The organism is Flavobacterium luteolum, from assembly GCF_027111275.1.
Classification (GTDB): domain Bacteria; phylum Bacteroidota; class Bacteroidia; order Flavobacteriales; family Flavobacteriaceae; genus Flavobacterium; species Flavobacterium luteolum.
The window spans coordinates 2,920,576-2,943,932 of record NZ_CP114286.1 but is presented as its reverse complement, the minus strand read 5'-3'; the positions used below and the strand labels follow the sequence as shown (position 1 = coordinate 2,943,932).

Genomic DNA, 23,357 nt, shown 5'->3' with positions numbered 1-23,357 from the left:
ATGAAATATTTTGCCTTAATAACGACACTGTTTTTAATTAGTTTTACTCAGAAAACAGACAAACTTATTGGCCGTTACAATTACTTGATTGAAGAGGACAATACTTATATCCAAAAAGATAAAATTACTTTTAAGGACAGCATTTTTGCCTTCGATAACAAATATCTGCCAAAAGGAAAAGTTTCTTATGGCAACAAAATAGTATTGGATAATTTCATTAATACGGATTTAGTTATAAGTATTTCAAAAGATCAAATCGAAAAAGATACTATTCCTTTTTTTATGCATGACAAGAAAAGTTCTTCCGCTAATTATCTTGATGAAGTGATTGGGAAAGGAAAATTGGTTCGGATTAAGTAATAAAGCTTTTAATAATCTCGCGAAGACGCGAAGGCGCAAAGATTATTTTTTAACACAATCTTGTCATCTCGACGAAGGAGAGATCTCCGCGAGCATCTCAACAAAGTAAAATTTACAACGAAAAACAATGAAATTATTCAACTTCTTTTTATCCTTATTACTAATGACATTTTCAAGTTGTTTAAGCCAAGTTGCATCAGATAAAGAGAAAACCAATATTTCAAAGCCTGTAGCGAATATTGAAGAATTAGAAATGGAAATAAATAACGGAGGATTTAATCAATACTTTTTCAATTCTAGCGGACAAAATTGTTTCGAGACATTAAAAGCATTGAAGAAAAACAAAAAGTTTAAAACCGCGAAAATTCTTGACTCGGCAATTAATTTAATTAATCCGAAAAAATTATCTAATGAAGATTTGGTTAAAAAACTACGAAATCAGGAAGTTGAAGAACTTAACAATGAAAAAATAAATGCCAAATTAGAACTCTTGGATTTAGAGTTTTATAAATATGCTGATGGAAATTTACAAGAATAATCTATACCAAATCTTTGTAGAGTTACTTGCGAAGATTTCTCCTTCGTCGAAATGACAAACCGTGTGGTTACTTTAAGGCAAAACCTTTGAACCTCTACACCTTTGTTCCTAAAATCTTAGTTCCTCAGAACCTCCAAAACTTAGCACCTCAAAGAACTTAATCTAGGTTAAGTGCTTTTCCTTTACATCGGCTGTATCTTTGTACTATCAAAATCAATAAAAGACAAAATCATGGAAAATATAGTATTGCACAAAGCAGACACAAGAGGAAATGCAAATCACGGATGGTTAAACGCTTATCATAGTTTTAGTTTTGCGAGCTGGTACAATCCAGATAGAATTCAGTTTGGAGCACTTCGTGTTTTGAATGACGATACGATTGCTGCTGGAATGGGATTTGGAACTCACCCTCATGATAATATGGAAATTATTACAATTCCGCTAGAAGGTGATTTGGCTCACAAAGACAGCATGGGAAATACTGAAGTAATCAAAAATGGTGACATTCAGGTAATGAGTGCTGGAACTGGAATTCAGCATAGTGAGTTTAACCCAAATGCAGATCAGCAGACTAAATTATTGCAGATTTGGTTGTTTCCAAACAAAAGAAACGTTACTCCACGTTACCAGCAAATTACTTTAAATGTTGCTGACAGACATAATAAATTAGCACAAGTTTTATCTCCAAATGCTGATGATGAAGGAGTTTGGATTCACCAAGACGCTTGGTTCAACATGGGGAATTTTGATGCAGGAACTGCAACCGAATATAAAATCAAAAAAGAAGGAAACGGAGTTTATGCTTTCGTTTTGAAAGGAAATGTAACCATCAACGGTCAGGAATTAAATACTCGCGATGCAGTTGGAATTTCAGGAACTGATACGTTGAATATTAAAGCCAATACAGACGCTGAATTTTTATTAATGGACATTCCGATGAATTATTAATTCAAAAAAAAACAATTAATATCTGTACTTTGAAACGATAACAAATCTGTAAATCAGACCATTATCGTTTCTTTTTTTGTTCAATTTTAAAAAAGAAAGACTAACTTTATAAATAAGAAAATTGGTCTGACTTTAAAATTAAATTCATCCTTAAAATTTTAAACCATGAATCCAAATAACCTAATTAAAGAATATACAAACGGAGAAGTTACGATTGTATGGCAATCTGGAAAATGTATTCATTCGACAAATTGTGTCAAAAACAATCCGGATGTCTTTCGTCCAAAAGAAAAACCTTGGATTACTCCAGAAAAATCTACAACTGAGAAAATAATTTCGACAGTTAATAAGTGTCCTTCCGGAGCGTTAAGCTTTTACATGAATAATAAAAGTTAAGCTTTTCGCACAGTTTTTTTGCCACAGATTAGAAGGATTAAATTGATTTTTTCGCCACGACTCGAGCGATAGCGAATAGGCGTAGCAATTGCTCGAATTTCCACAAATTTTGATTCAATTTATTTCGTGGTAATTAGAGAAATTCGTGGCAACACGTTTTTTTACTCCGTGCAATCTGCGACAAAAACACATCACCTTTTTTATTTCTTAATCTAGATTAAGTGCTCTAGGACAACTGTCTCCGTAACTTTGTCCTATCAAAATGAAATTAATTATTTAAAATATTTAAAAAATAAAATTATGGCAACTACAAAATGGTCAATTGACCCAACTCACTCAGAAATTGGTTTTAAAGTTAAACACATGATGTTTACAAATGTTTCAGGAAAATTTGGAACTTATGAAGCTTCTGCAATCACAGAAGGCGAAAGTTTTGATAATGCAGATTTCAGTTTTTCTGCTGATATTGCTTCAGTAGACACTGCAAATGCAGATCGTGATGGACATTTAAGAAGCGGTGATTTCTTTGATGCTGAAAATCATCCAAAATTAACTTTCAAATCTTCTGCTTTCAAAAAAATTAATGATGGTGAATTCGAATTAACTGGAGATTTAGATATTAAAGGTGTTTCTAAAACAGTAAAATTCCCAGTTGAATTTAGCGGAATCATGACTGATCCTTGGGGAAATACAAAAGTAGGTTTAAGCATAGAAGGAAAAATTAATCGTAAAGATTGGGGTTTAAACTGGAACTCAGCTCTTGAAACAGGTGGTGTTTTGGTAGGCGAAGAAGTACGTTTAAACATTGAATTACAATTTGTAAAACAAGCCTAATTAAGCATTCTCGGATTTGATTGGTTGGTTATTGAAACCCTGCGTAATGACGCAGGGTTTTGTTTTTTTTAGCCACGAATTCACGAATTTTATTTGCCACAGATTAAAATGATTATTTGGATTAAATCTGTGAAAATCCTTTAATCTGTGGCAAAAGAAAAAAATAATTCGTGAATTCGTGGCTAAAAAAAATCATCGCACCGTGTTTCTAAATTCAGTCGGAGACATTCCAGTTTGTTTTTTGAAGAAACGAGAGAAATAGGAATAATCTTCGTAGCCTACTTTAAAGGCAACTTCATTTACTGCTAATTGTTTATCGATCAACATTCTTTTTATTTCCAGAATTACTCTGTCAGTGATTACGTCTGTAGCAGTTTTTTGAAGTATTTCATTGCAGATTCTGTTTAAATGTTTCAACGTTATATTTAGCTTATCTGCATAAAACGATGGCAACTTTTGGGTTCTGAAGTATTCTTCTAAAATGGATTCAAATGCATTGATTTTGATATTGTAGGAATGCGCTTGATGTGAATAAGTTTCATTGTATTTTCGAGCAACTTCAATATGAATACAATCTAACAAGTTCAGTAATTTATCTAATTGATATTTAACATTTTGACTGTTCTCCTGAATCAGCAAATCGAAATATGGAAGGATTTTGGGGATTTCATTTTCTTCAAAAACCATTTCCGGTCGATTATGAATGGAATGATAAAAATTATAGTCGTTGATTTTTTTCTGTCCGAAATACAGATTGTACAATTCCTGTGAAAAGATAATTACAAAACCTTGAACGTCTTTAGATAAATTCCAATGATGCATTTGTCCAGGCTGTAGCACAAAAAGGCTTCCTCTTTTGATTTCGAACTGGTCAAAATCAACTTCATGCAATCCTGAACCTTTTGTAAAAAAAACCATTAAATACGAGTCATGACGATGCGGTTCTTCGACAAAACTGTGATTCTTTAAATGTTCTGTAAAAGTATTGACATAAAAATCACGGTGAATATCGTTACAGCTAAAATTCTGAACACTATAAATCGGATATCGTTTCATAAAAAATGTCTTTATTGTGCTATAATAAGCGAAGATACTAAAAAGACTTTTATTCTGCTCCGAATTACCTTTGTGCAAATAAAAAACATCAAAGTCATGTCAAATGCACTAACTCATATTTTAAGCAACGAATGTCCTGTTTGTCATAAAGGAAAAGTCTTTACAGACAAAAATATTTTTCTGACTTTTGGTCTTCCAAAAATGAATGAATACTGCAGTCATTGCAATTATAAATTCCAAAAAGAACCTGGTTATTTCTTTGGCGCCATGTATGTAAACTACGGTTTAACAGTCGCTCAAGGAATTGCCACTTATTGTATTGCACAGTTTTTCTTTGAGAAAAATTTCGATTTACGAATCATTCCTATTATTGCTGTTGTGATCACTTTGCTCACTTCTTTCAATCTACGATTTTCACGATTAGCATGGATTTACATGTTTAAGGATTATACGAAATAAAAAAGTATTATTTTTGCCTTTCAATTGAAGCTAATTTTCAATTCTAAAAAAAATAAAAAACAAATTAGACAAATGAAAGCATACGTATTTCCGGGTCAAGGTGCACAATTCACAGGAATGGGTAAAGACCTTTATGAAAATTCGGCTTTAGCCAAAGAATTATTCGAAAAAGCTAATGAAATATTAGGTTTCAGAATTACAGATATCATGTTTGAAGGCACTGCCGAAGAACTAAAAGAAACTAAAGTTACACAGCCTGCAGTATTTTTACATTCTGTTATTTTAGCGAAAACTTTAGAAGATTTCAAACCGGAAATGGTTGCAGGACACTCATTAGGAGAATTTTCAGCTTTGGTTGCTAACGGAACTTTATCTTTTGAAGATGGTTTAAAATTAGTTTCTCAACGTGCTCTTGCAATGCAAAAAGCTTGCGAAATTACTCCTTCTACAATGGCTGCTGTTTTAGGTTTAGCTGATAATGTTGTAGAAGAAGTATGTGCTTCTATCGATGGTGTTGTAGTTGCTGCTAACTATAACTGCCCAGGTCAATTGGTAATTTCTGGTGAAACTACTGCTGTTGAAAAAGCTTGCGAAGCAATGAAAGCTGCCGGAGCAAAACGTGCTTTAATTTTACCTGTTGGAGGAGCTTTCCATTCTCCAATGATGGAACCAGCGAGAGAAGAATTGGCTGCTGCAATTGAAGCAACTACTTTCTCTGCTCCTATTTGCCCAGTGTATCAAAACGTAACTGCAAGCGCAGTTTCTGATGCTAATGAAATTAAAAAGAACTTAATCATTCAATTGACTGCTCCAGTAAGATGGACACAATCTGTACAACAAATGATTGCTGACGGTGCGACTTTGTTTACTGAAGTTGGTCCAGGAAAAGTATTAACTGGATTGATTAATAAAATTGATAAAGAAGCTGCTGTTGCTAATGCTTAATTAGTTTTCAGTCGCGGTCTCAGTTTTCAGTTAAAAAACTATACACATAAAAAATCCTCATAGACTTTAATCGGTTTATGAGGGTTTTGTTTTTAAAGATATCCAACTTCGACAGAGTTGTTATTTATAATCGCTGTTACCAAATAATTTCCTTCTCTTTTTTCGAAGAAAATATACCAAGTTGTTCTATTGTTTACTTTATAAAAAATATAATTTGCCCCTAAATATTTAATTGAACTAGGAGTTTGACAATGCCTTGCTTTCTTTAACCTACCTGGAATTGCATCATACATTGTTAAAACATAATTTTCCGCAGATCTAAGAAATCCAAAATATTCTTTTTTATATAATAAAAGTATTAAATCATCTAAAAACTCTAATACTTTTGGGGTAAATATAACTTCTATTTCCCCCACCATTCTCGAATTCTTCTAATAGATTCTGCTTTAGCTTCCTCCAGAGTTAACCCTTTTGCAAACTCAGCATCAAAATCAAAAGTTTCGAGATCTATACCTTGTCGCCTTGGTTTTTGGATTTCGTATTCTACTCTTGATTCTTCTACCTTATCTTTCTTTTTACTTTCTTTATCCGAACTCATTATTCCTACATTTTAATCTTACAAATTTACAAAATAAACTAAATCAAAATTTACAAAGTTTTCTTTTCCTTCTTTTTATAATTAATAATAAAAACTCCCAAAATGATCAGGATTGTTGCAATTATAAAATCTATGGTAATTTTTTCATCCAAAATAAGCCAACCAAAAAACACCGCAATTATGGTGTTGATATACGCCAAAATAGAAACCTGAACCGGAGTAACATGTTTCAGAGCATAATTATAGCTGAAAAAAGCAATTACAGATCCGAAAATCGACAAATATAATGCTGCAAAAACACTTTTAGAACTCCATAAATTCACATCAATAGTGGGCGAAAAAATGAATGCCAAAACAACCTGAATGCATGAAGCCATTGTAAACTGGTAAAATAAATTAAGAACTATATTTTTAGATTTATTCCCATGAATTTTGGTATAAATTGTTCCACCAGCCCAAGCAGTAATCGCAAATCCCATAAACATCATTCCAATTCTGTAATCGGCATCTAAAAAAGACCCGAGTCCGTCTTTAAATATAAAAACCACTCCCGAAAATCCTATTATGACTCCAATAAATCCTCTTAAACTTGGTTTTTGTAATTTAAATAAAATACTGCCCAGAAAAATAAGTATCGGAGCCATAGCACTGATTACCGAAGCCAGTCCGCTTGGTACAGTCTGTTCCGCAACAGTTGTAAAGCCATTTGCAATTACAATCATCAAAATAGACGGAACAAGCTGGTGTTTTAAATTTTCCCACCCAATCCATTTCAATTCTTTTTTAAACAATAAAATCATCATCATGATTATTCCTGCCAATCCCTGACGAATTGAGGTTACAAACCATGGCGGAATAGTTTCAACCGCAACTCTAATACCCAAAAAGGTAGTTCCCCAAATAATTCCAACAGCCCCTAAGGCAAATATCAATTTATAATCTAAGCTTTGTTTCATGATAATTAATACGCTAAAAAAAAATCCCAAACTATATTGCTATAATCTGGGATCTTAAAATTTATAATTTTATTTAAAAAACTATTTATTCCTCACTTTTTGTTCCCATTTCCAAGCACTTGCCATTGCTTCGTCTAAACTTAGTTCAGCCTTCCATCCTAAGACATTATTTGCCATATCTGTATTTGCATAAGCTTCAGTAATATCACCTTCACGACGAGGCATCATCTTGTAAGGCAATTTTTTACCGCTGACTTTTTCAAAACTATGAATGACTTCAAGAACAGAACTTCCTTTTCCTGTTCCTAAATTGAAAGTTTCTACTTTTGCCAAGTTCTTTTTGTTTAACAAGCGCTGTAAAGCAATTACGTGTGCTTTCGCTAAATCTACGACGTGAATGTAATCGCGAACAGCAGTTCCGTCTGGTGTTGGATAATCATTTCCAAAAACCGATAATTCCTGACGCAATCCTACTCCAGTTTGTGTAATAAACGGAACTAAATTTTGCGGAACTCCTAATGGTAATTCTCCAATTTCAACAGATTCGTGTGCTCCAACCGGATTAAAATAACGCAATAAAATAGCGCTGATATTGGTAACTTTAGCTGTATCTGTAATAATTTCTTCTCCAATCTGTTTTGTGTTTCCGTACGGAGACATCGCTGCTTGAACCGGAGCATCTTCTGTAATTGGCATTTTTTCGGCTTGACCGTAAACCGTACAAGAAGAACTAAAAATAAAACTTGCTTCAGGTTTTTGCTGTAATTCTTGTAAAAGGTAAACTAAACTACTAATGTTGTTTTCATAATACAGTAAAGGCTGCTCAACACTTTCTCCAACAGCTTTTGAAGCAGCAAAATGAATGACACCAGTAACATCATTATGTTTTTTAAAAAAATCCCGAACGGTACTTTTCTCTCTTAGATCAATTTTCTCGAATAAAGGCGTTTTTCCTGTAATCGCGGTAATTCCTTTTAAAACATCTTCTGAAGAATTAGAAAGATTATCAATGATCACAACTTCGAAGCCTTCATTTTGCAATTCGACTACAGTGTGAGAACCGATAAATCCTAATCCTCCTGTTACTAATACTTTCATTTTTTTGTGGTTGTTTTATGTAGTTAATTTATAAGCTTGTCTAGCAATTAAAACCCATTTGCCTTTTTGTTTCTGCCAAACGAGCATTATTCCTATTTTAATATCTCGATCTATTCCATCGTCTTTGGTATGAGCCGATAAAACATGTCGAACTATGGCAACATCATTCTGAATAGTTATAGTTTGGTTCTGAAAATCGATCGAAACAAAATCAGATTTTCCACTTACGATTCCTTCTATAAATTCAGCTTGGTTTTGAAAATTACCATTTGAGTGGACATAATTTAATTTGTCCGAAGTTAGCGCTTTCAATTTCGCTCCATTAGCATCAATCATTGCCTGACGCAAAATTTCGACTTGACTGATAACCGCATTCTCTTCTTTAGAATTCGTTTTTTGAGCCAAAACCGAAAACTGAAGAAAAATCATTAAAATTAAAAGACTACCTTTTCTCATCTTTATTTATTCAAAAATTCTAAAACAGAATCGGTAATAAATTTAATTTGTTCGTCGTCAAGTTCTGTGTGCATTGGCAAAGCTATTACTTCCTGCACTAATTTATTTGTAACTGGAAATTGTTCTTCTTTATAACGAGGATCTAAATATGCTTTTTGAGAATGCAATGGAATTGGATAATAAATTGCACATGGAATTCCTTTATCTAATAAATGTTGCATTAAAGCATTTCTGTCTGCGTCTAAAATTCTTAAAACGTATTGATGAAAAACGTGATTATTCTGGTTTGCATCAAAATCTGGAGTAATAATTTTTGCATTTCCAGCAAAAGCCGCATTGTATTTTGTTGCCGCCAAACGACGCGCTGCATTATATTCATCTAACAACGGTAATTTAGCATTTAAAACTCCAGCTTGAATACTATCCAAACGAGAATTCACTCCCACAACATCGTGGTGGTAACGCTCATACATTCCGTGATTTACAATTCCGCGGATGATGTGTGCTAGTTTATCATCATTTGTAAAAATTGCTCCTCCATCTCCATAACATCCAAGGTTTTTAGAAGGAAAGAATGAAGTTGCCGCAACGTGGCCAATTGTTCCTACTTTCACTTTTGATCCAGATTTAGAAATATAATCTGCACCAATTGCTTGAGCGTTATCTTCAATTACATATAAATTATGCTCTTTAGCAATTTCCATAATTGCATCCATATTAGCTGCACGTCCAAATAAATGAACCGGAACAATTGCTTTTGTTTTTGGTGTAATTGCTTTTTTAACTGCTTCGATATCGATGTTCATATTATGCAAATCAACATCAACTAAAACTGGAGTTAATTGCAACAATGCAATAACCTCAACAGTTGCTGCAAAAGTAAAATCGGCAGTAATAACTTCGTCTCCTGGCTTCAGATCTAATCCCATCATTGCAATCTGCAACGCATCTGTACCGTTAGCACAAGGAATAACGTGTTTTGCCCCTAAATAATCTTCAAGATTCTTTTGAAATTGATGAACTAAAGGTCCGTTGATATAAGTATTTGTATCTAAAACTTCTTGAATTGAAGCATCTACAGTAGATTTTATTTTTTCGTATTGACTCTTTAAGTCAACCATTTGTATTTTTTTCATTTTGAATGTATTTAAAAAAAATTAAAGACACTGTTTTCGGACAGAAATCTCTAAAAGGAAGAACAAAAATAGTTATTAATAGCTTCAAACCAATGAAAATAGTCGAAAGAAATGTAATTTAGCTGCAAAAAAAATTACATGCTTTTTTTATACAATCTAACCATTTACATAGCAGGATTTTTCTTAAAAATCGTAGCGCTATTTAGTCCGAAAATTAAGCTTTTTGTTGAAGGCCGAAAAAATGTATTTTCAACTTTAGAAGAAAAAATAAAAGCAAACGACAAAACCATCTGGTTTCATTCTGCGTCATTGGGCGAGTACGAACAAGGTCTTCCGGTAATCGAAAAAATCAAAGAAAAATACCCTTCTCATAAAATTATTGTAACCTTTTTTTCACCATCTGGATACGAAGTGCGTAAAAATAACACAGTTGCCGATGTGACCATTTATTTACCGCTTGACACTAAAAGCAATGCAAAAAGATTTTTAAAACTAGTTCATCCTGAATTTGCTTTTTTTATCAAATACGAATTCTGGCTAAACTATTTACAGGAATTAGAAAAAAGCAAAACACCAACTTATTTAATTTCAGGAATTTTCAGAGACAATCAAATGTTTTTTAAATGGTATGGCGGTTTTTATCGAAAAGCATTAAATGCATTCACCTATTTTTTTGTTCAGAATGAAAGCTCTAAACAAAAAATAGAATCACTTGGTTTTAAAAATGTAATTGTTTCTGGCGACACCCGTTTTGATCGTGTAAATGCTATTTTAGAAAGAGACAATCGCTTAGATTTTGTAGAGAATTTTAAAAACAATCAACCAACAATTGTCGTTGGTAGCTCATGGCCAAAAGACGAAGTATTAATTGCTGAGTATATCAATCAAGCTCCTGAAAATGTAAAATTCATTATTGCTCCACATAATATTAAGCCAGATCAAATTTCAGATCTTTTATCAAAGATCACAAAATCAACCATTTTATTCTCAGAAAAAGAAAATAAAGATTTATCTAATTATAATGTTCTTATAATAGATACAATTGGCATTTTGACCAAGATTTACAGCTATGGAACAATCGCATACGTAGGAGGCGGATTTGGAAACCCAGGAATACATAATATATTAGAACCTGCAACTTTTGGAATTCCAATTGTAATTGGCCCAAACTATTCGAATTTTTCAGAAGCTGTCGCATTAGTTGAAATTGGCGGCTGCTTAACAATATCGACCAACGTAGAACTTAAAGCAGTTTTTAACCAATTATTGAATGATAAAAACTTTCTAGAAGAAAAAAGCAAAATCTGCAAATCGTTTATTCAAGACAACAAAGGAGCCACTGAAACGATTATGAAGCGCATCTCATAACCTTTTGATTTGACAAAGGTGTTAAATTTGAAGAAATAAGCAAAAGTGATTCTGCTTAAATACTCTTAAAAAACGAAACAAACCCTAAATCTGAGAAACTAAATAGCTGATTTTCATAAAGATTATTCAACAAAAAATAATTTAGACTAGAAATTAGATAATTTAAGAAAAATTTATAATTTTGGCATATTCTTTGATAAATAAGATAAACGTGAGTAAGGAAAATATTTTAAAAAAAAAGTGAAAAAATATTTTACATATTAAAAAATTTATATCTTTGCCACGAATTAATAATTAACCTTTTATAATAAAGTAAGATGAAAAAAGTATTTTTAAGTTTAGCTGTTGTTGCTGTATTAACTGTTGTATCTTGTAAAAAAGCTGACGCTGCTGCTGAAGCTCCTGCTGTAGATTCTACTGCTGTTGCTGTTGATTCAGCTGCTGCTGTTGTTGATTCTGCTGCTGCAACTGTTGATTCTGCTGCTGCTAAAGTTGATTCTGCTGCTGCTAAAGTAGAAGAAGTAAAAAAATAATTAGAACCTAAGTTCTAAAGATTTTAAAACCATCTTTTAGATGGTTTTTTTTGTGATTAATTTTTCCATTAATCCACAAGCAATAAAAAAAAGCGTTCATAATTTATGAACGCTTTTTTTTTATTTATTCAACCACCTCTTCCATTTCTTCTTCAATCTCATCATCTCCAAAAATCGACTCACTCGAAGAGAAATCCAAAATTTCCGACCTAGAAGAATATGTTACAATTTCTTTTATCCCTTTTTGCAAAAGCAATTCCGTGCTGTATTTTCGACTTGTAGCAAAATGAACTTCGCCCAACATCAATTTAAAAAAATACTTCCCCCCAGAGCCTTTAAACTTCAAGAATTTCGCAAGCTCTACATTTGCCTTAAACTTCTCAATATCCTCTTCACATTCAAACCTCAACTCATAACTCAAACTCGTAAAAATAACCTTCCCTTTTCGAGAAGTAAACGTAAACTTATATTCATCATTAAATCGCTTGCTAATTACAAAAGCACCCATTTATAAATTTTAGATTTTAGATTATTGATTTTTTTTTAAGATTCTGAGATTCTGAGATTCTGAGATTCTGAGATTCTGAGATTCTGAGATTCTGAGATTCTGAGATTCTGAGATTCTGAGATTCTGAGATTCTGAGATTCTGAGATTCTGAGATTCTGAGATTCTGAGATTCTGAGATTCTGAGATTCTGAGATTCTGAGATTCTGAGATTCTGAGATTCTGAGATTCTGAGATTCTGAGATTCTGAGATTCTGAGATTCTGAGATTCTGAGATTCTGAGATTCTGAGATTCTGAGATTCTGAGATTCTGAGATTCTGAGATTCTGAGATTCTGAGATTCTGAGATTCTGAGATTCTGAGATTCTGAGATTCTAATAAATTTACTGCGTAAATTTATTTTCTGCAAGTCTGCAAATAAAAAAAGCCTCTTCAAAAGAAGAGGCTTTAGTACTCAGAGCGGGACTTGAACCCGCACGAACATTGCTGTTCACTGGATTTTAAGTCCAGCGTGTCTACCAATTTCACCATCCGAGCATTGTATGGTTTTAGAGCGAAAAACGGGGCTCGAACCCGCGACCTCGACCTTGGCAAGGTCGCGCTCTACCAACTGAGCTATTTTCGCATTTTCAAATTTATTAAGAACTGCAACACTTGTTTTGTTTCGTATTGCGAGTGCAAATTTAGGACTTTTATTCAATTACACAAGCGTTTTTTCAAAAAAAAATCCACTTATTTTATAACTTTCTGATAACCTAAAGTTTAAATTTGAAAAATTTTTAAATTTTATTTTTTAACCAGCATTCTTTTAATCTCATTCAGTTTCATTAACGCTTCTACTGGTGTAATTGCATTAATATCGAGATTTAAAATTTCTTCTTTTATCTCTTCCAACAAAGGATCATCTAGATTAAAGAAACTCATCTGCATTTCTTCATTTGCCGATTTTATTCCGTTTAAAGCATCGCTTGAATGATTCTTTTCTAATTTCTTTAAAAGCTTTTGCGCTTTCGAAATAACCAATTGAGGCATTCCGGCCATTTTAGCCACATGAATTCCAAAACTATGCGCGCTTCCTCCTTTTACCAGCTTTCTAACAAATAAAACAGTATCCTTAAGCTCTTTTACGGCCACATTGAAATTCTGGATTCTCGGCATCGATTCTGTCATTTCATTCAGCTCATGATAATGCGTTGCAAAAAGCGTTTTAGCTCTTCCTGGATGTTCGTGCAAGAATTCGGCAATTGCCCAAGCAATCGAGATTCCGTCATAAGTACTTGTTCCTCTTCCAATCTCATCTAACAATACCAAACTTCTATCTGATAGATTATTCAAAATAGAAGCTGTTTCGTTCATTTCTACCATAAAAGTAGATTCTCCCATCGAAATATTATCTGAAGCTCCTACTCTGGTAAAAATCTTATCTACGATTCCCATTCTAACACTATCAGCAGGAACAAAACTTCCCATTTGAGCCAAAAGCACAATCAAAGCCGTTTGTCTCAAAATCGCCGACTTACCCGACATATTAGGTCCGGTAATCATAATAATCTGCTGTGTTTCTCTGTCTAAGAAAACATCATTGGCAATATAAGGCGTTCCAACTGGCAATTGTTTTTCAATTACAGGGTGTCTTCCGTTTTTGATATCCAATTCGAATGTATCATCGATTTCAGGTTGCACATATTGATTTTCGACAGCCATTTGCGTAAACGAACACAAACAATCCAATTGCGCAACCAAATACGCGTTCATTTGAACTGGTTTGATATAAGTAGAAATCCAAGCTACCAATTGCTCAAAAAGTTCGCTTTCGATTTTATAGATTTTTTCTTCAGCCCCTAAGATCTTAGTTTCGTATTCTTTTAATTCTTCGGTAATATAACGTTCCGCATTTACCAAAGTCTGTTTACGAATCCATTCTTCTGGCACTTTATCTTTATGCGTGTTTCTAACTTCGATATAATATCCGAAAACATTATTAAAAGAAATTTTCAATGACGAAATTCCAGTTCTTTCAGATTCTCTTTTTTCAATTCCTTCTAAAAACTCTTTTCCCGAAGTCGAAATCGCACGAAGTTCATCCAGCTCTTCATTTATTCCGCTCGCAATAGCATTTCCTTTTGAAATGGCAACTGGAGCATCTTGATTTAGTGTAGTCTTAATTTTTTCACGGAGTAAATCGCAAGCATGCAAACTGTCTCCAATAACTTTCACCGCTTCCTGTGGACTTTCCAACGCAAGAGTTTTAATTGGAATAATGGCATCCAAAGACTCCTTTAAATACACGATTTCACGAGGAGAAACTTTTCCTGCAGCAATTTTAGAAATTAAACGTTCCAAATCTGAAATCTGCTTGATTTGATATTGAATATTATGAAGGATTTCAGGATTAGATTTCAAATAAGCCACAACTTCATGTCTCCCTTTTACCTTATTAGCATCTTTCAATGGTAAAGCCAGCCAACGTTTCAGCAAACGTCCTCCCATTGGAGAAAGTGTTTTATCAATAACATCCAAAAGCGTAACTGCATTAGGATTATAGCTGTGATATAATTCTAAGTTTCGAATCGTAAAGCGATCCATCCAAACGTAAGCATCTTCAGCAATACGCTGAATTGCCGTAATATGCTGTACACGATTATGCTGCGTTTCTGATAAATAATACAAAATGGCACCAGAAGCAATAATTCCTTCTTTCAATTCTTCAATTCCAAATCCTTTTAGGGAATTTGTCTGAAAATGCTTTGTTAAGGTTTCTAATGCATAATCTTCTTTATAGATCCAATCTTCTAAATAGAAACTATGAAAATCTTCTCCAAAAGCGGCTTTAAAATCGCCTTTATTATTCTTTGGCACTAAAACCTCGCTTGGGTTAAAATTCTGCAGTAATTTATCAATATATTCAGCATTCCCTTGAGCTGTTAAAAACTCTCCTGTTGAAACATCTAAAAAAGAAATTCCGATATTTTTATTCGCAAAATAAACAGATGCTAAGAAGTTATTCGATTTTGATTGCAAAACCTCATCGTTCAAAGAAACTCCAGGAGTTACAAGTTCTGTCACCCCTCTTTTCACAATGGTTTTTGTCATTTTTGGATCTTCCAACTGATCGCAGATTGCAACACGAAGCCCAGCTTTTACCAATTTTGGCAAATAAGTATTTACAGAATGATGCGGAAACCCAGCTAATGCTGTTTCAGTATCAGAACCTGCTCCTCTTTTAGTTAAGGTTATCCCTAAAATTTTAGAAGCTCTAATGGCGTCTTCTCCAAAGGTTTCATAAAAATCTCCTACTCTGAAAAGCAGACATGCATCAGGATATTTAGCCTTGATTTCTTTGTACTGTTTCATTAAAGGTGTTTCTTTCACCACTTTCTCTTTAGCTGCCAAATTATTATATTTTAAATGAAAAAATTAAGACAGCGAATTTATGATTTTTTGGCGGCAAATCGAAAGCTTCAAAAATTAAAATATTTTTAAGACATTTTTAGGTTGCGGTTTAAGTTTTTTATATAGCTTTGTTTATCATTTAAAAAAAGACCCTTAAAGATGAAAAAAATAATTTTATTCGCTATGTTAGCTGTTGCTGGTATCACAGTTACTAATGCACAAACAACTAAAAAAGCTAAAGCTGCTAAAGTTGCAAAAGTTGAAGGAGCAGGAATGCTTTTCGAAACTGAAACTATCGATTACGGAACTATCGCTCACAATGCAGATGGAAAACGTGAGTTCGTTTTTGTTAACAATGGTACAAAACCATTAATCATTACAAACACTCAAGGATCTTGCGGATGTACAGTTCCAACTACTCCAAAAGAACCAATCGCTCCAGGAGCTAAAGGTGTTATTGGTGTAAAATATGCTACTGACAGAGTTGGTGCTTTTACAAAAACTGTAACTGTAACTTCTAACGCTGAAGGACAACCAACAAAAATCCTTACAATTAAAGGTACTGTTTTACCAGATCCAGTAAAAAGCTAATCTGAGAAACATTTAAAATAATCAAAAAGCTTCCTTATCTTTGGAAGCTTTTTTTATGACTAGAATTTAAAACCAATGAGAAAACTCGAAAACAGCGAACTGGAACGTAAATCAATTGAAGATTTTAAAAAATCGGAGAAAACACCTTTAATATTAGTTTTAGACGATATTAGAAGTCTGCATAATATTGGTTCTGTTTTTAGAACTGCTGATGCGTTTTTGATTGAAAAAATAATTCTTTGCGGTATTACTGCAACTCCTCCAAATAAAGAAATTCATAAAACCGCTCTTGGCGCAACTGAAACTGTCGCTTGGGAACACCATGAAAATGTTTTGGAAGTTATTGAAAACTTAAAGAACGAAAATGTTTTGACTATGGCTATTGAACAAGTTGAAAGTGCGATTTTTCTTCAGGATTTTAAAGTTGAAAAAAATCAGAAATATGCTTTGGTTTTTGGTAATGAGGTTTATGGCGTATCACAAGAAGCTGTTGCAATCTGTGACGGATGTATTGAAATTCCTCAGCTGGGAACAAAACACTCTCTTAATATTTCTGTAAGTGCCGGAATTGTGGTTTGGGATTTGTTTCAAAAAATAAATTGGCCTGAATAAAAATTTATTTTTTTATTCTCAATTAATTGATATTTTTAACAAATGAAGAATATCAAATTAGCAATCTTTTTATTTTTATTTTCCGTTTTAAGTTTTAATTTTTCACATGCAAACGAAAATATAAAAACTTTTAACAAAAAGAATACACACTTCTCAATACACAGCAAAAATTTAAAAATAGAAAAACAAAAGAAAAGCAGTTTCGTAATAGATCCTCCAAAACTTACTGCCGAAGGAAATCAAAATTACTGTCCACAGACATCTATCAATATTGTAACCGACTTTAGAATTGATCATGATATTGCCGAAAACGGGACACAGGCACTTTATATCCAGATTTCTTCAGGATATTCGAGTGGCCTTGACAAACTAGAACTTTCAAATCCCACCTTACACCCAACTATTACGACTAGTTGGGATGCAACAGCAGGAAAACTTACATTATCTAGTCCAACGGGAGCCGATGTTTTATATTCAGATTTTGTGAATGCAATCAAAGATGTTGTCTTTACAAATTCGTCTGCTGCAGCTTCTGGAATTAGGACATTCTCTATAACAATGGGTAAAGCAAATTATTTACCCTCTACACAGCATTATTACGAATACGTTCCAAATATAGGAGTGACTTGGACAAAAGCGCGAGATTTAGCTGCTTCAAGCACCTACTATGGCCTTCAAGGCTACCTAGCGACAATATTATCTGCTGATGAAGCTAAATTAATTGGCGAGCAAGCTTCTGGAACTGGATGGATTGGAGGAAGTGATGCCGAAACAGAGGGGGTCTGGAAATGGGTTACGGGCCCAGAAACAGGAACTATTTTTTGGAGAGGAAATGCAAACGGTTCGACTCCAAATTATGCTTTTTGGAATACTGGCGAACCCAACCAGCAAGGCGATGAAGACTATGCGCACATCACACAACCCGGTGTAGGAATAAGAGGCTCTTGGAATGACTTATCGAATACAGGAGACACCTCTGGAAACTATCAGCCAAAAGGATATGTCGTAGAATATGGTGGAATGCCAGGAGAACCTACTTTACAAATTGCAGCAAGCACCAAAATAACTATTCCTGTGGCAACTCCTGCCATCGACCCAACTCCTGTTTGCGATTCTGGAAGTTTTACCTTTAATGCAACTGCAACTGCTGGAGCAACAATTAGATGGTTTGATGCTCTTGTTGGAGGGAATTTATTGGCAACAGGTCCGACTTATACTACTCCAACAATAACTGTAACTACAAATTATTACGTTGATGCTGGTTGTGAATCCAACCGCAAATCAGTAAAAGCAAATGTATATGCAACTCCTGCAGCTCCAATAGCAGAAAAAGACACTTATACTAATTGTGGACCAGGAACTGTAACGATTAAAGCCACTTCAAATATTGGAACTATAATCTGGTTTACTTCACCAACTGGTGGAACAAGTGTTTTTCAAGGAACCACTTTTACAACTCCAACAATTTCATCCAATACAACTTATTATGCCGAAGCATCAAATAATGGATGCATAAATACAACTAGAACTCCAGTAAACATTGTAATATATACACCTCCAGTTGTTACAGATGAGACTTTGACTTTATGCCAGTTTCAATCTATAACATTAGATGCAGGAGTTTCTGGAATGAGTTATTTATGGTCAAATAACAATGAAACTTCTCAACAAATTTCGATTAGTAAAGGGGGCAAATACACCGTCGTAGTTACAAGTCCTGAAAACTGTTCGAGCACAAAAACAATTGTGGTTGAAGAACATATGATTCCTCAAATTGCTCGTGTTGATGTAGAAGGAACAAGAGTCATTATTTACCCTGTAAAAGAAGAAGATTATTTTGAGTATTCCGTTGATGGTGTTAATTATCAAGATTCAACTGTTTTTTACGATGTCCCTGGCGGATTGCAAACTGCTTATGCTCGTGAAAAAAACGGTTGTGGCGGAACTATTAAACAATTTGTAGTGCTTGTTTTTCCTCCGTTTTTTACACCTAACAATGATACTTACAACGATGTTTGGGAAGTAACCGGAATGGAAAATTATCCGCAAGCTGTAGTTACTATTTTTGATCGCTACGGAAAACTAGTAGCACAATTAAGCCGATTCAAAATGAGTTGGGATGGCACTTTAAATCAAGTTCCGCTTCCTTCTTCTGATTATTGGTATGCTCTAAAAGTCGATGATTCAATGCCCGTTTTAAGAGGACATTTTACATTAAAAAGATAATATGAATATAGAAACCATTCGAGAAATCTGTCAAAAACTAACTGGCACAACTGAAGATATAAAGTGGGAACATGATCTTGTATTTTCAGTAGGTACTAAAATGTATTGCGTGGTTGGACTTGACCAAAATCCCACATCGGCTTCGTTTAAAGTTTCAGATGAAGAATTTGAAGAAATAAGCAACAAGACTGGATTTAAACCAGCGCCCTATGTGGCTAAATACAAATGGGTTTTAATTGATGATATTACTCGAATGAAAAAATCAGAATGGGAAACATACATTCAGCAGTCTTATCGTCTTGTTCAGGAAAAACTATCAGCAAAACTTAAAAAACAGCTCGGAATAATCTAAAGTTTAAGAAGCCGTTTTCTTTTTTATTTCATTTAATATATAAAGGTAGTCTTCGTGTTTTTTCACAAAATCACGATCTGAAACATCAATGATTAAAACATTCAAATCAGTTTGGGATTTTATATATTCCAAGTAACCGTTATTGATTTTTTCTAAATACGCAGCTTCAATATTCTGTTCATAAACCCGTCCGCGTTTTTTGATGTTTTGCAAAAGACGATCCGTGTTTTGATACAAATAAATATACAAATCTGGTTTTGGCATTTCTTTGTAAATGATATCGAATAAGTTTCTATACAAACGATATTCATCTTCAGCAAGCGTTATCTTCGCAAAAATCAATGATTTAAAAATATGATAATCTGCAACTATAAAATCTTTAAACAAATCAAACTGTGCCAAATCATCTGCTAATTGCTGATAACGATCAGCCAGAAAAGACATTTCTAAAGGAAATGCATATCGATTCTGATCTTTATAAAACTTTGGCAAAAACGGATTATCAGCAAATCTTTCTAAAACTGTTTTTCCGTTAAAATCTTCTGCAATTTTGTGCACCAAAGTCGTTTTTCCTGCTCCAATATTTCCCTCAAAAGCAACATAATTGAATTGATTGATTGGAATTTCACTAATCGGACTTTTCAAATCCTGAACAACCGCGCATACACTCTCATCTGGGGTAACCGCGATCAGTTCAGAAATTGTTTTCTGCAAAATCGGGTGTTTCCAATTTAGCATTAAGTCCTGCATTGGCAGCAAAACGAAATTTCTATTCTGCATTAACGGATGCGGAACCTGAAGTTTTTCCGTATTAATTATTTCATTATCAAAAGCGATTAAATCAACATCTATAATTCTTGATTGGTAACCTTCTTGGTTCAACCGAATTCTTCCAAGTTCTTTTTCAACTTTTAAAACTTGATTGAGTATTTTTTGGGCTGATGAATTGGTGTGAAGCAACAGCGCACAATTATAAAAAGCATCACTCTCAAAACCCCATGCAGGAGTCTCATAAAGTTTTGAAACCTGAATAACAGTCCCTACATTTTCGTGTATTAAATCAATACATTTTTGAATGTTTTCTAGTCTGCTGCCTTGGTTGCTGCCTATCGATAAAACGACTTGATGCTGTAATTTCATAATTAATGCAAATTAACTAAAACTATTTTAGAATTAACCAATATATTTGTGAAACGACGTCTCAAATCTTATTCATAATTTAGAAGTCTAATTTGTAACATTTTACTCTTTTTCGCTACTTATTAAAAAAATATACATATGAAGTTTTTAGGAAATGTAATTGCCACAGTTATTGGCATTTTTGTATTTATTATGCTCTTCTTTTTTGGAGTGATCTTTATTGGAGCCATTTTTGGTGGAGACGACTCCGTTTCTGTCAAGTCAGATTCTGTTATTGAATTCAATCTAAAAGAAATTAAAAACGATTACGCAGGAAAATATAAAGATCCTTGGGTAACTGTCTTTTCGGACAAAAAAGGCATTGGCTTGACCGATGTTATCAATGCAATTGAAGCTGCAAAAACAGACGACAATATTAAAGGTATTTCGATTTTAAACGATGAATCTTCTCTTGGTCTTGCACAATACAAAGACTTAAGAAATGCATTAGAAAGTTTTAAAAAATCAGGGAAGTTTGTTTGGGCATATGCTAATACTTATTCGCAAAAAGAATATTATTTAAATTCTGTTGCCAACACTATTTATATAAATCCAGCGGGAGATCTCGATTTTAAAGGTCTTTCTTCTGAAATTATGTTTTTTAAAGATTTTCAGGATAAATCAGGAATTCACATGGAAGTCATTCGCCACGGAAAATATAAAAGTGCCGTTGAACCTTTCTTAGAAAATAAAATGAGCGATGCCAATAGAGAACAAATCACTGCACTTTTAAATTCTATTTGGTCTACCGTTTCTGCTGATATTTCAAAAAGCAGAAATATTCCGTTGCCTAAATTAAACGAAATTGCAAACGGACTTTTGGCAAGAACTCCAGAAATGGCGAAACAACAGCATTTGGTTGATATTATTGCTTATGAAGATGTTTATCATGATGCTATTAGAAAAGCCCTGAAAGTAGACAAAGACGAAGATTACAATAAAATTTCGATCTCAGATTATACTCAAAATCACGTAACGACAGCATTATCAAATACAGCAACATATCAAATTGCTATTATTTACGCTCAAGGCGAAATTGGAAGCGGCGAAGGTGATGTAAATACTATTGGAGAAGGTTCTATGAGACGTTCTCTTCAGGAAGCTAGAAAAAATGATGATGTTAAAGCTATCGTACTTAGAATTGACAGTCCTGGCGGAAGCGCTTTGACTTCGGATCTAATTTGGAGAGAAATCGAAATCACCAAAAAAGTTAAACCAGTTGTCGTTTCTATGGGTAATTATGCTGCTTCTGGCGGTTATTATATTGCCTGTAACGCTAATAAAATATTTGCCGAAAACAATACGATTACAGGATCTATTGGGGTTTTCGGAATGCTGCCAAATTTTAGTCCATTGGCTAATAAATTAGGAATCAATTCTGAGCAGGTTAAAACACACGAGAATTCTGCAAATTACAGTCCGTTTTTACCAGTTGATGAAAAGTTTAAGGCTTTTACCTTAGAAGGCGTTGAAAAAATCTATAACACTTTTGTAACCCATGTTGCTGAAGGCCGTAAAATGACTTTTGCACAAGTAGATTCTATTGCTCAAGGAAGGGTTTGGTCTGGAACTGAAGCTTTAAAAATTGGCTTAGTGGATAAAATTGGAGGACTAAATGATGCGATTGCTGAAGCTGCCAAAATCGCTAAAGTAAAAAAATACAGTACTCAGAATTATCCTGAATACGAGAAAACGTTAAACGATCTATTGGGCAATCTTCCTTTTGCAAAATCGAAAGAAGCTTTCATTAAAGAAGAAATCGGAGAAGAAAACTATCTTCTTATTGAACAGGTAAAGAAATTCCAAAAACAAAAAGGAGTGCAAGCGATATTACCTTACGGAATCAACATTTATTAATTGAATTAACAGATGAACAAAGTAATTCTTTTTCTAACCGTTTTGTTTTGGAGTTTCCTAAACGCCCAAACCAAAAAAGAAATCACGTTTAAGGAAACACCAGCGATCTTAAAGATAAATAATGATCAGATTTTTGGTACGCTAACAACACCAGATTTGACCAAAAAATTTCCAGTTGCTTTAATCATTGCCGGTTCTGGCCCAACTGACCGAAACGGGAATAATCCGATGATGAAAAACAATTCTTTAAAAATGCTGGCAGAAGCTTTAGCAAAAAACGGAATTGCATCTTTACGATACGACAAAAGAGCAATCGGAGAAAGTAAAGCTGCCGGTGGATCTGAAAGCAGTCTGGTATTTGAAAACTACATTCAAGATGCAAAAAGCTGGATTAATTATTTAAAACAAGACAAACGTTTTTCTAAAATAATTATAATCGGCCATAGTGAAGGTTCTTTAATTGGAATGGTTGCCAGTGGAAAAGCAGACAAATTTATTTCGATCGCAGGCGCAGGCGAACCGGCAGATCAGATTTTAAAGACACAAATTGGTGCAAAGTCAATGAAACAGCTTAATGATATGACTTTTCCAATTATTGATAGTTTAAAAAACGGATTTGAGGTGAAAAAAGTCGACCCAATGCTGAATTCTCTTTTCAGGCCAAGCGTTCAGCCTTATCTGATTTCGTGGTTCAAATACAATCCGCAGACCGAAATACAAAAACTTACAATTCCTATTTTAATTGTACAAGGAAATAATGACATTCAGATTGCTGTAAAAGATGCCGAAAATTTAAAGCAAACCAATAAAAATGCAGATTTGCAGATTATTGATAAGATGAATCATATTATGAAGATTATTGATGGCAATCAGGAAGATAATTTAGCCAGTTACAATAATGAAACACTTCCTATTTCTGAAGTCCTAGTTGAAAAAATAGTTTCATTTATTCAGAAATAAT

General features: G+C 33.6%; 25 protein-coding genes and 2 tRNA genes. 15 read left to right on the top strand and 12 right to left on the bottom strand.

All coding sequences use genetic code 11. The features are described 5' to 3' along the window. From OZP10_RS12645 to OZP10_RS12625, 5 genes are all read left to right on the top strand, one after another. Complete coding sequence (locus OZP10_RS12645; RefSeq protein WP_281631218.1) at positions 1 to 360, top strand: hypothetical protein; 360 nt, start codon at positions 1 to 3, stop codon at positions 358 to 360. A gap of 127 nt (positions 361 to 487) precedes the next feature. Further along, positions 488 to 898, top strand: coding sequence for a DMP19 family protein (locus OZP10_RS12640; RefSeq protein ID WP_281631217.1), 411 nt, complete (start codon positions 488 to 490; stop codon positions 896 to 898). 231 nt (positions 899 to 1,129) lie between these two features. Next, positions 1,130 to 1,846: a pirin family protein gene (locus OZP10_RS12635; RefSeq protein ID WP_149208427.1), complete on the top strand. Its 717-nt coding sequence runs from the start codon at positions 1,130 to 1,132 to the stop codon at positions 1,844 to 1,846. A 165-nt stretch (positions 1,847 to 2,011) separates the two neighbouring features. Continuing rightward, positions 2,012 to 2,242 carry a (4Fe-4S)-binding protein gene (locus OZP10_RS12630; protein ID WP_281631216.1) on the top strand — a complete coding sequence of 77 codons (231 nt, stop codon included), beginning with the start codon at positions 2,012 to 2,014 and terminating at the stop codon, positions 2,240 to 2,242. A gap of 300 nt (positions 2,243 to 2,542) precedes the next feature. Further along, the gene (locus tag OZP10_RS12625) at positions 2,543 to 3,076 is read left to right on the top strand and encodes a YceI family protein (RefSeq protein WP_281631215.1); all 534 of its coding nucleotides are present in this window, start codon (positions 2,543 to 2,545) and stop codon (positions 3,074 to 3,076) included. 192 nt (positions 3,077 to 3,268) lie between these two features. On the opposite strand, the gene OZP10_RS12620 is transcribed toward OZP10_RS12625, so the two are convergent. Further along, the gene (locus OZP10_RS12620) at positions 3,269 to 4,132 is read right to left on the bottom strand and encodes a helix-turn-helix domain-containing protein (protein ID WP_281631214.1); all 864 of its coding nucleotides are present in this window, start codon (positions 4,130 to 4,132) and stop codon (positions 3,269 to 3,271) included. 96 nt (positions 4,133 to 4,228) lie between these two features. Here OZP10_RS12620 and OZP10_RS12615 point away from each other — a divergent pair, with 96 nt between their 5' ends. Next, positions 4,229 to 4,591, top strand: coding sequence for a DUF983 domain-containing protein (locus OZP10_RS12615; RefSeq protein ID WP_281631213.1), 363 nt, complete (start codon positions 4,229 to 4,231; stop codon positions 4,589 to 4,591). Positions 4,592 to 4,663: 72 nt separating this feature from the next. Continuing rightward, positions 4,664 to 5,536 carry an ACP S-malonyltransferase gene (gene fabD / locus OZP10_RS12610; RefSeq protein WP_121362242.1) on the top strand — a complete coding sequence of 291 codons (873 nt, stop codon included), beginning with the start codon at positions 4,664 to 4,666 and terminating at the stop codon, positions 5,534 to 5,536. Positions 5,537 to 5,628: 92 nt separating this feature from the next. Here the strand turns inward: fabD and OZP10_RS12605 are convergent, their stop codons facing one another. The 6 genes from OZP10_RS12605 to OZP10_RS12580 all read right to left on the bottom strand — a co-directional run bounded on the left by OZP10_RS12605 (position 5,629) and on the right by OZP10_RS12580 (position 9,780). Next, the gene (locus OZP10_RS12605; RefSeq protein ID WP_281631212.1) at positions 5,629 to 5,955 is read right to left on the bottom strand and encodes a hypothetical protein; all 327 of its coding nucleotides are present in this window, start codon (positions 5,953 to 5,955) and stop codon (positions 5,629 to 5,631) included. After that, positions 5,940 to 6,134: a hypothetical protein gene (locus OZP10_RS12600; protein ID WP_281631211.1), complete on the bottom strand. Its 195-nt coding sequence runs from the start codon at positions 6,132 to 6,134 to the stop codon at positions 5,940 to 5,942. Before OZP10_RS12600 ends, OZP10_RS12605 begins: the two co-directional genes overlap by 16 nt. Before the next feature lie 50 nt (positions 6,135 to 6,184). Continuing rightward, positions 6,185 to 7,090: a DMT family transporter gene (locus tag OZP10_RS12595; protein WP_281631210.1), complete on the bottom strand. Its 906-nt coding sequence runs from the start codon at positions 7,088 to 7,090 to the stop codon at positions 6,185 to 6,187. Positions 7,091 to 7,171: 81 nt separating this feature from the next. Further along, positions 7,172 to 8,188: a UDP-glucose 4-epimerase GalE gene (gene galE, locus OZP10_RS12590; RefSeq protein ID WP_281631209.1), complete on the bottom strand. Its 1,017-nt coding sequence runs from the start codon at positions 8,186 to 8,188 to the stop codon at positions 7,172 to 7,174. Between the two features lie 15 nt (positions 8,189 to 8,203). Beyond that, entirely contained in the window at positions 8,204 to 8,644 is a 441-nt protein-coding gene (locus OZP10_RS12585) for a nuclear transport factor 2 family protein (protein WP_281631208.1), read from the bottom strand. Positions 8,645 to 8,646: 2 nt separating this feature from the next. After that, complete coding sequence (locus tag OZP10_RS12580; RefSeq protein ID WP_281631207.1) at positions 8,647 to 9,780, bottom strand: DegT/DnrJ/EryC1/StrS family aminotransferase; 1,134 nt, start codon at positions 9,778 to 9,780, stop codon at positions 8,647 to 8,649. A gap of 138 nt (positions 9,781 to 9,918) precedes the next feature. On the opposite strand from OZP10_RS12580, the gene OZP10_RS12575 reads away from it, so the two are divergent. Further along, positions 9,919 to 11,148, top strand: coding sequence for a 3-deoxy-D-manno-octulosonic acid transferase (locus OZP10_RS12575; RefSeq protein WP_281631206.1), 1,230 nt, complete (start codon positions 9,919 to 9,921; stop codon positions 11,146 to 11,148). Positions 11,149 to 11,465: 317 nt separating this feature from the next. Further along, positions 11,466 to 11,681 (top strand): PG1828 family lipoprotein, encoded by a 216-nt coding sequence (locus OZP10_RS12570; RefSeq protein ID WP_008467260.1) that lies wholly within the window; start codon positions 11,466 to 11,468, stop codon positions 11,679 to 11,681. A gap of 124 nt (positions 11,682 to 11,805) precedes the next feature. Here OZP10_RS12570 and OZP10_RS12565 read toward each other — a convergent pair whose 3' ends face one another. From OZP10_RS12565 to mutS, 4 genes are all read right to left on the bottom strand, one after another. After that, positions 11,806 to 12,189, bottom strand: coding sequence for a DUF1508 domain-containing protein (locus OZP10_RS12565; protein ID WP_281631205.1), 384 nt, complete (start codon positions 12,187 to 12,189; stop codon positions 11,806 to 11,808). Positions 12,190 to 12,637: 448 nt separating this feature from the next. Continuing rightward, positions 12,638 to 12,723, bottom strand: a tRNA-Leu gene (locus OZP10_RS12560). 15 nt (positions 12,724 to 12,738) lie between these two features. Then, positions 12,739 to 12,811, bottom strand: a tRNA-Gly gene (locus tag OZP10_RS12555). Positions 12,812 to 12,972: 161 nt separating this feature from the next. Continuing rightward, entirely contained in the window at positions 12,973 to 15,579 is a 2,607-nt protein-coding gene (gene mutS, locus OZP10_RS12550) for a DNA mismatch repair protein MutS (RefSeq protein ID WP_281631204.1), read from the bottom strand. A 159-nt stretch (positions 15,580 to 15,738) separates the two neighbouring features. On the opposite strand from mutS, the gene OZP10_RS12545 reads away from it, so the two are divergent. The 4 genes from OZP10_RS12545 to OZP10_RS12530 all read left to right on the top strand — a co-directional run bounded on the left by OZP10_RS12545 (position 15,739) and on the right by OZP10_RS12530 (position 19,360). Continuing rightward, on the top strand, positions 15,739 to 16,170 hold the full coding sequence (locus OZP10_RS12545; RefSeq protein ID WP_129748767.1) for a DUF1573 domain-containing protein: 432 nt from the start codon (positions 15,739 to 15,741) through the stop codon (positions 16,168 to 16,170). 75 nt (positions 16,171 to 16,245) lie between these two features. Continuing rightward, positions 16,246 to 16,782 (top strand): RNA methyltransferase, encoded by a 537-nt coding sequence (locus OZP10_RS12540; protein WP_281631203.1) that lies wholly within the window; start codon positions 16,246 to 16,248, stop codon positions 16,780 to 16,782. A 42-nt stretch (positions 16,783 to 16,824) separates the two neighbouring features. Further along, a complete protein-coding gene (locus OZP10_RS12535) occupies positions 16,825 to 19,008 on the top strand; it encodes an Ig-like domain-containing protein (protein WP_281631202.1) in 2,184 nt (727 codons plus the stop codon). A 1-nt stretch (position 19,009) separates the two neighbouring features. Further along, positions 19,010 to 19,360, top strand: coding sequence for an MmcQ/YjbR family DNA-binding protein (locus OZP10_RS12530; RefSeq protein ID WP_281631201.1), 351 nt, complete (start codon positions 19,010 to 19,012; stop codon positions 19,358 to 19,360). Between the two features lie 3 nt (positions 19,361 to 19,363). Here the strand turns inward: OZP10_RS12530 and folK are convergent, their stop codons facing one another. Next, complete coding sequence (folK, locus tag OZP10_RS12525; RefSeq protein WP_281631200.1) at positions 19,364 to 20,500, bottom strand: 2-amino-4-hydroxy-6-hydroxymethyldihydropteridine diphosphokinase; 1,137 nt, start codon at positions 20,498 to 20,500, stop codon at positions 19,364 to 19,366. A 138-nt stretch (positions 20,501 to 20,638) separates the two neighbouring features. Here folK and sppA point away from each other — a divergent pair, with 138 nt between their 5' ends. Then, entirely contained in the window at positions 20,639 to 22,396 is a 1,758-nt protein-coding gene (gene sppA / locus OZP10_RS12520) for a signal peptide peptidase SppA (protein WP_281631199.1), read from the top strand. A gap of 12 nt (positions 22,397 to 22,408) precedes the next feature. Continuing rightward, positions 22,409 to 23,356: an alpha/beta hydrolase family protein gene (locus OZP10_RS12515; RefSeq protein ID WP_281631198.1), complete on the top strand. Its 948-nt coding sequence runs from the start codon at positions 22,409 to 22,411 to the stop codon at positions 23,354 to 23,356. The last annotated feature ends 1 nt before the right edge of the window (position 23,357 follow it).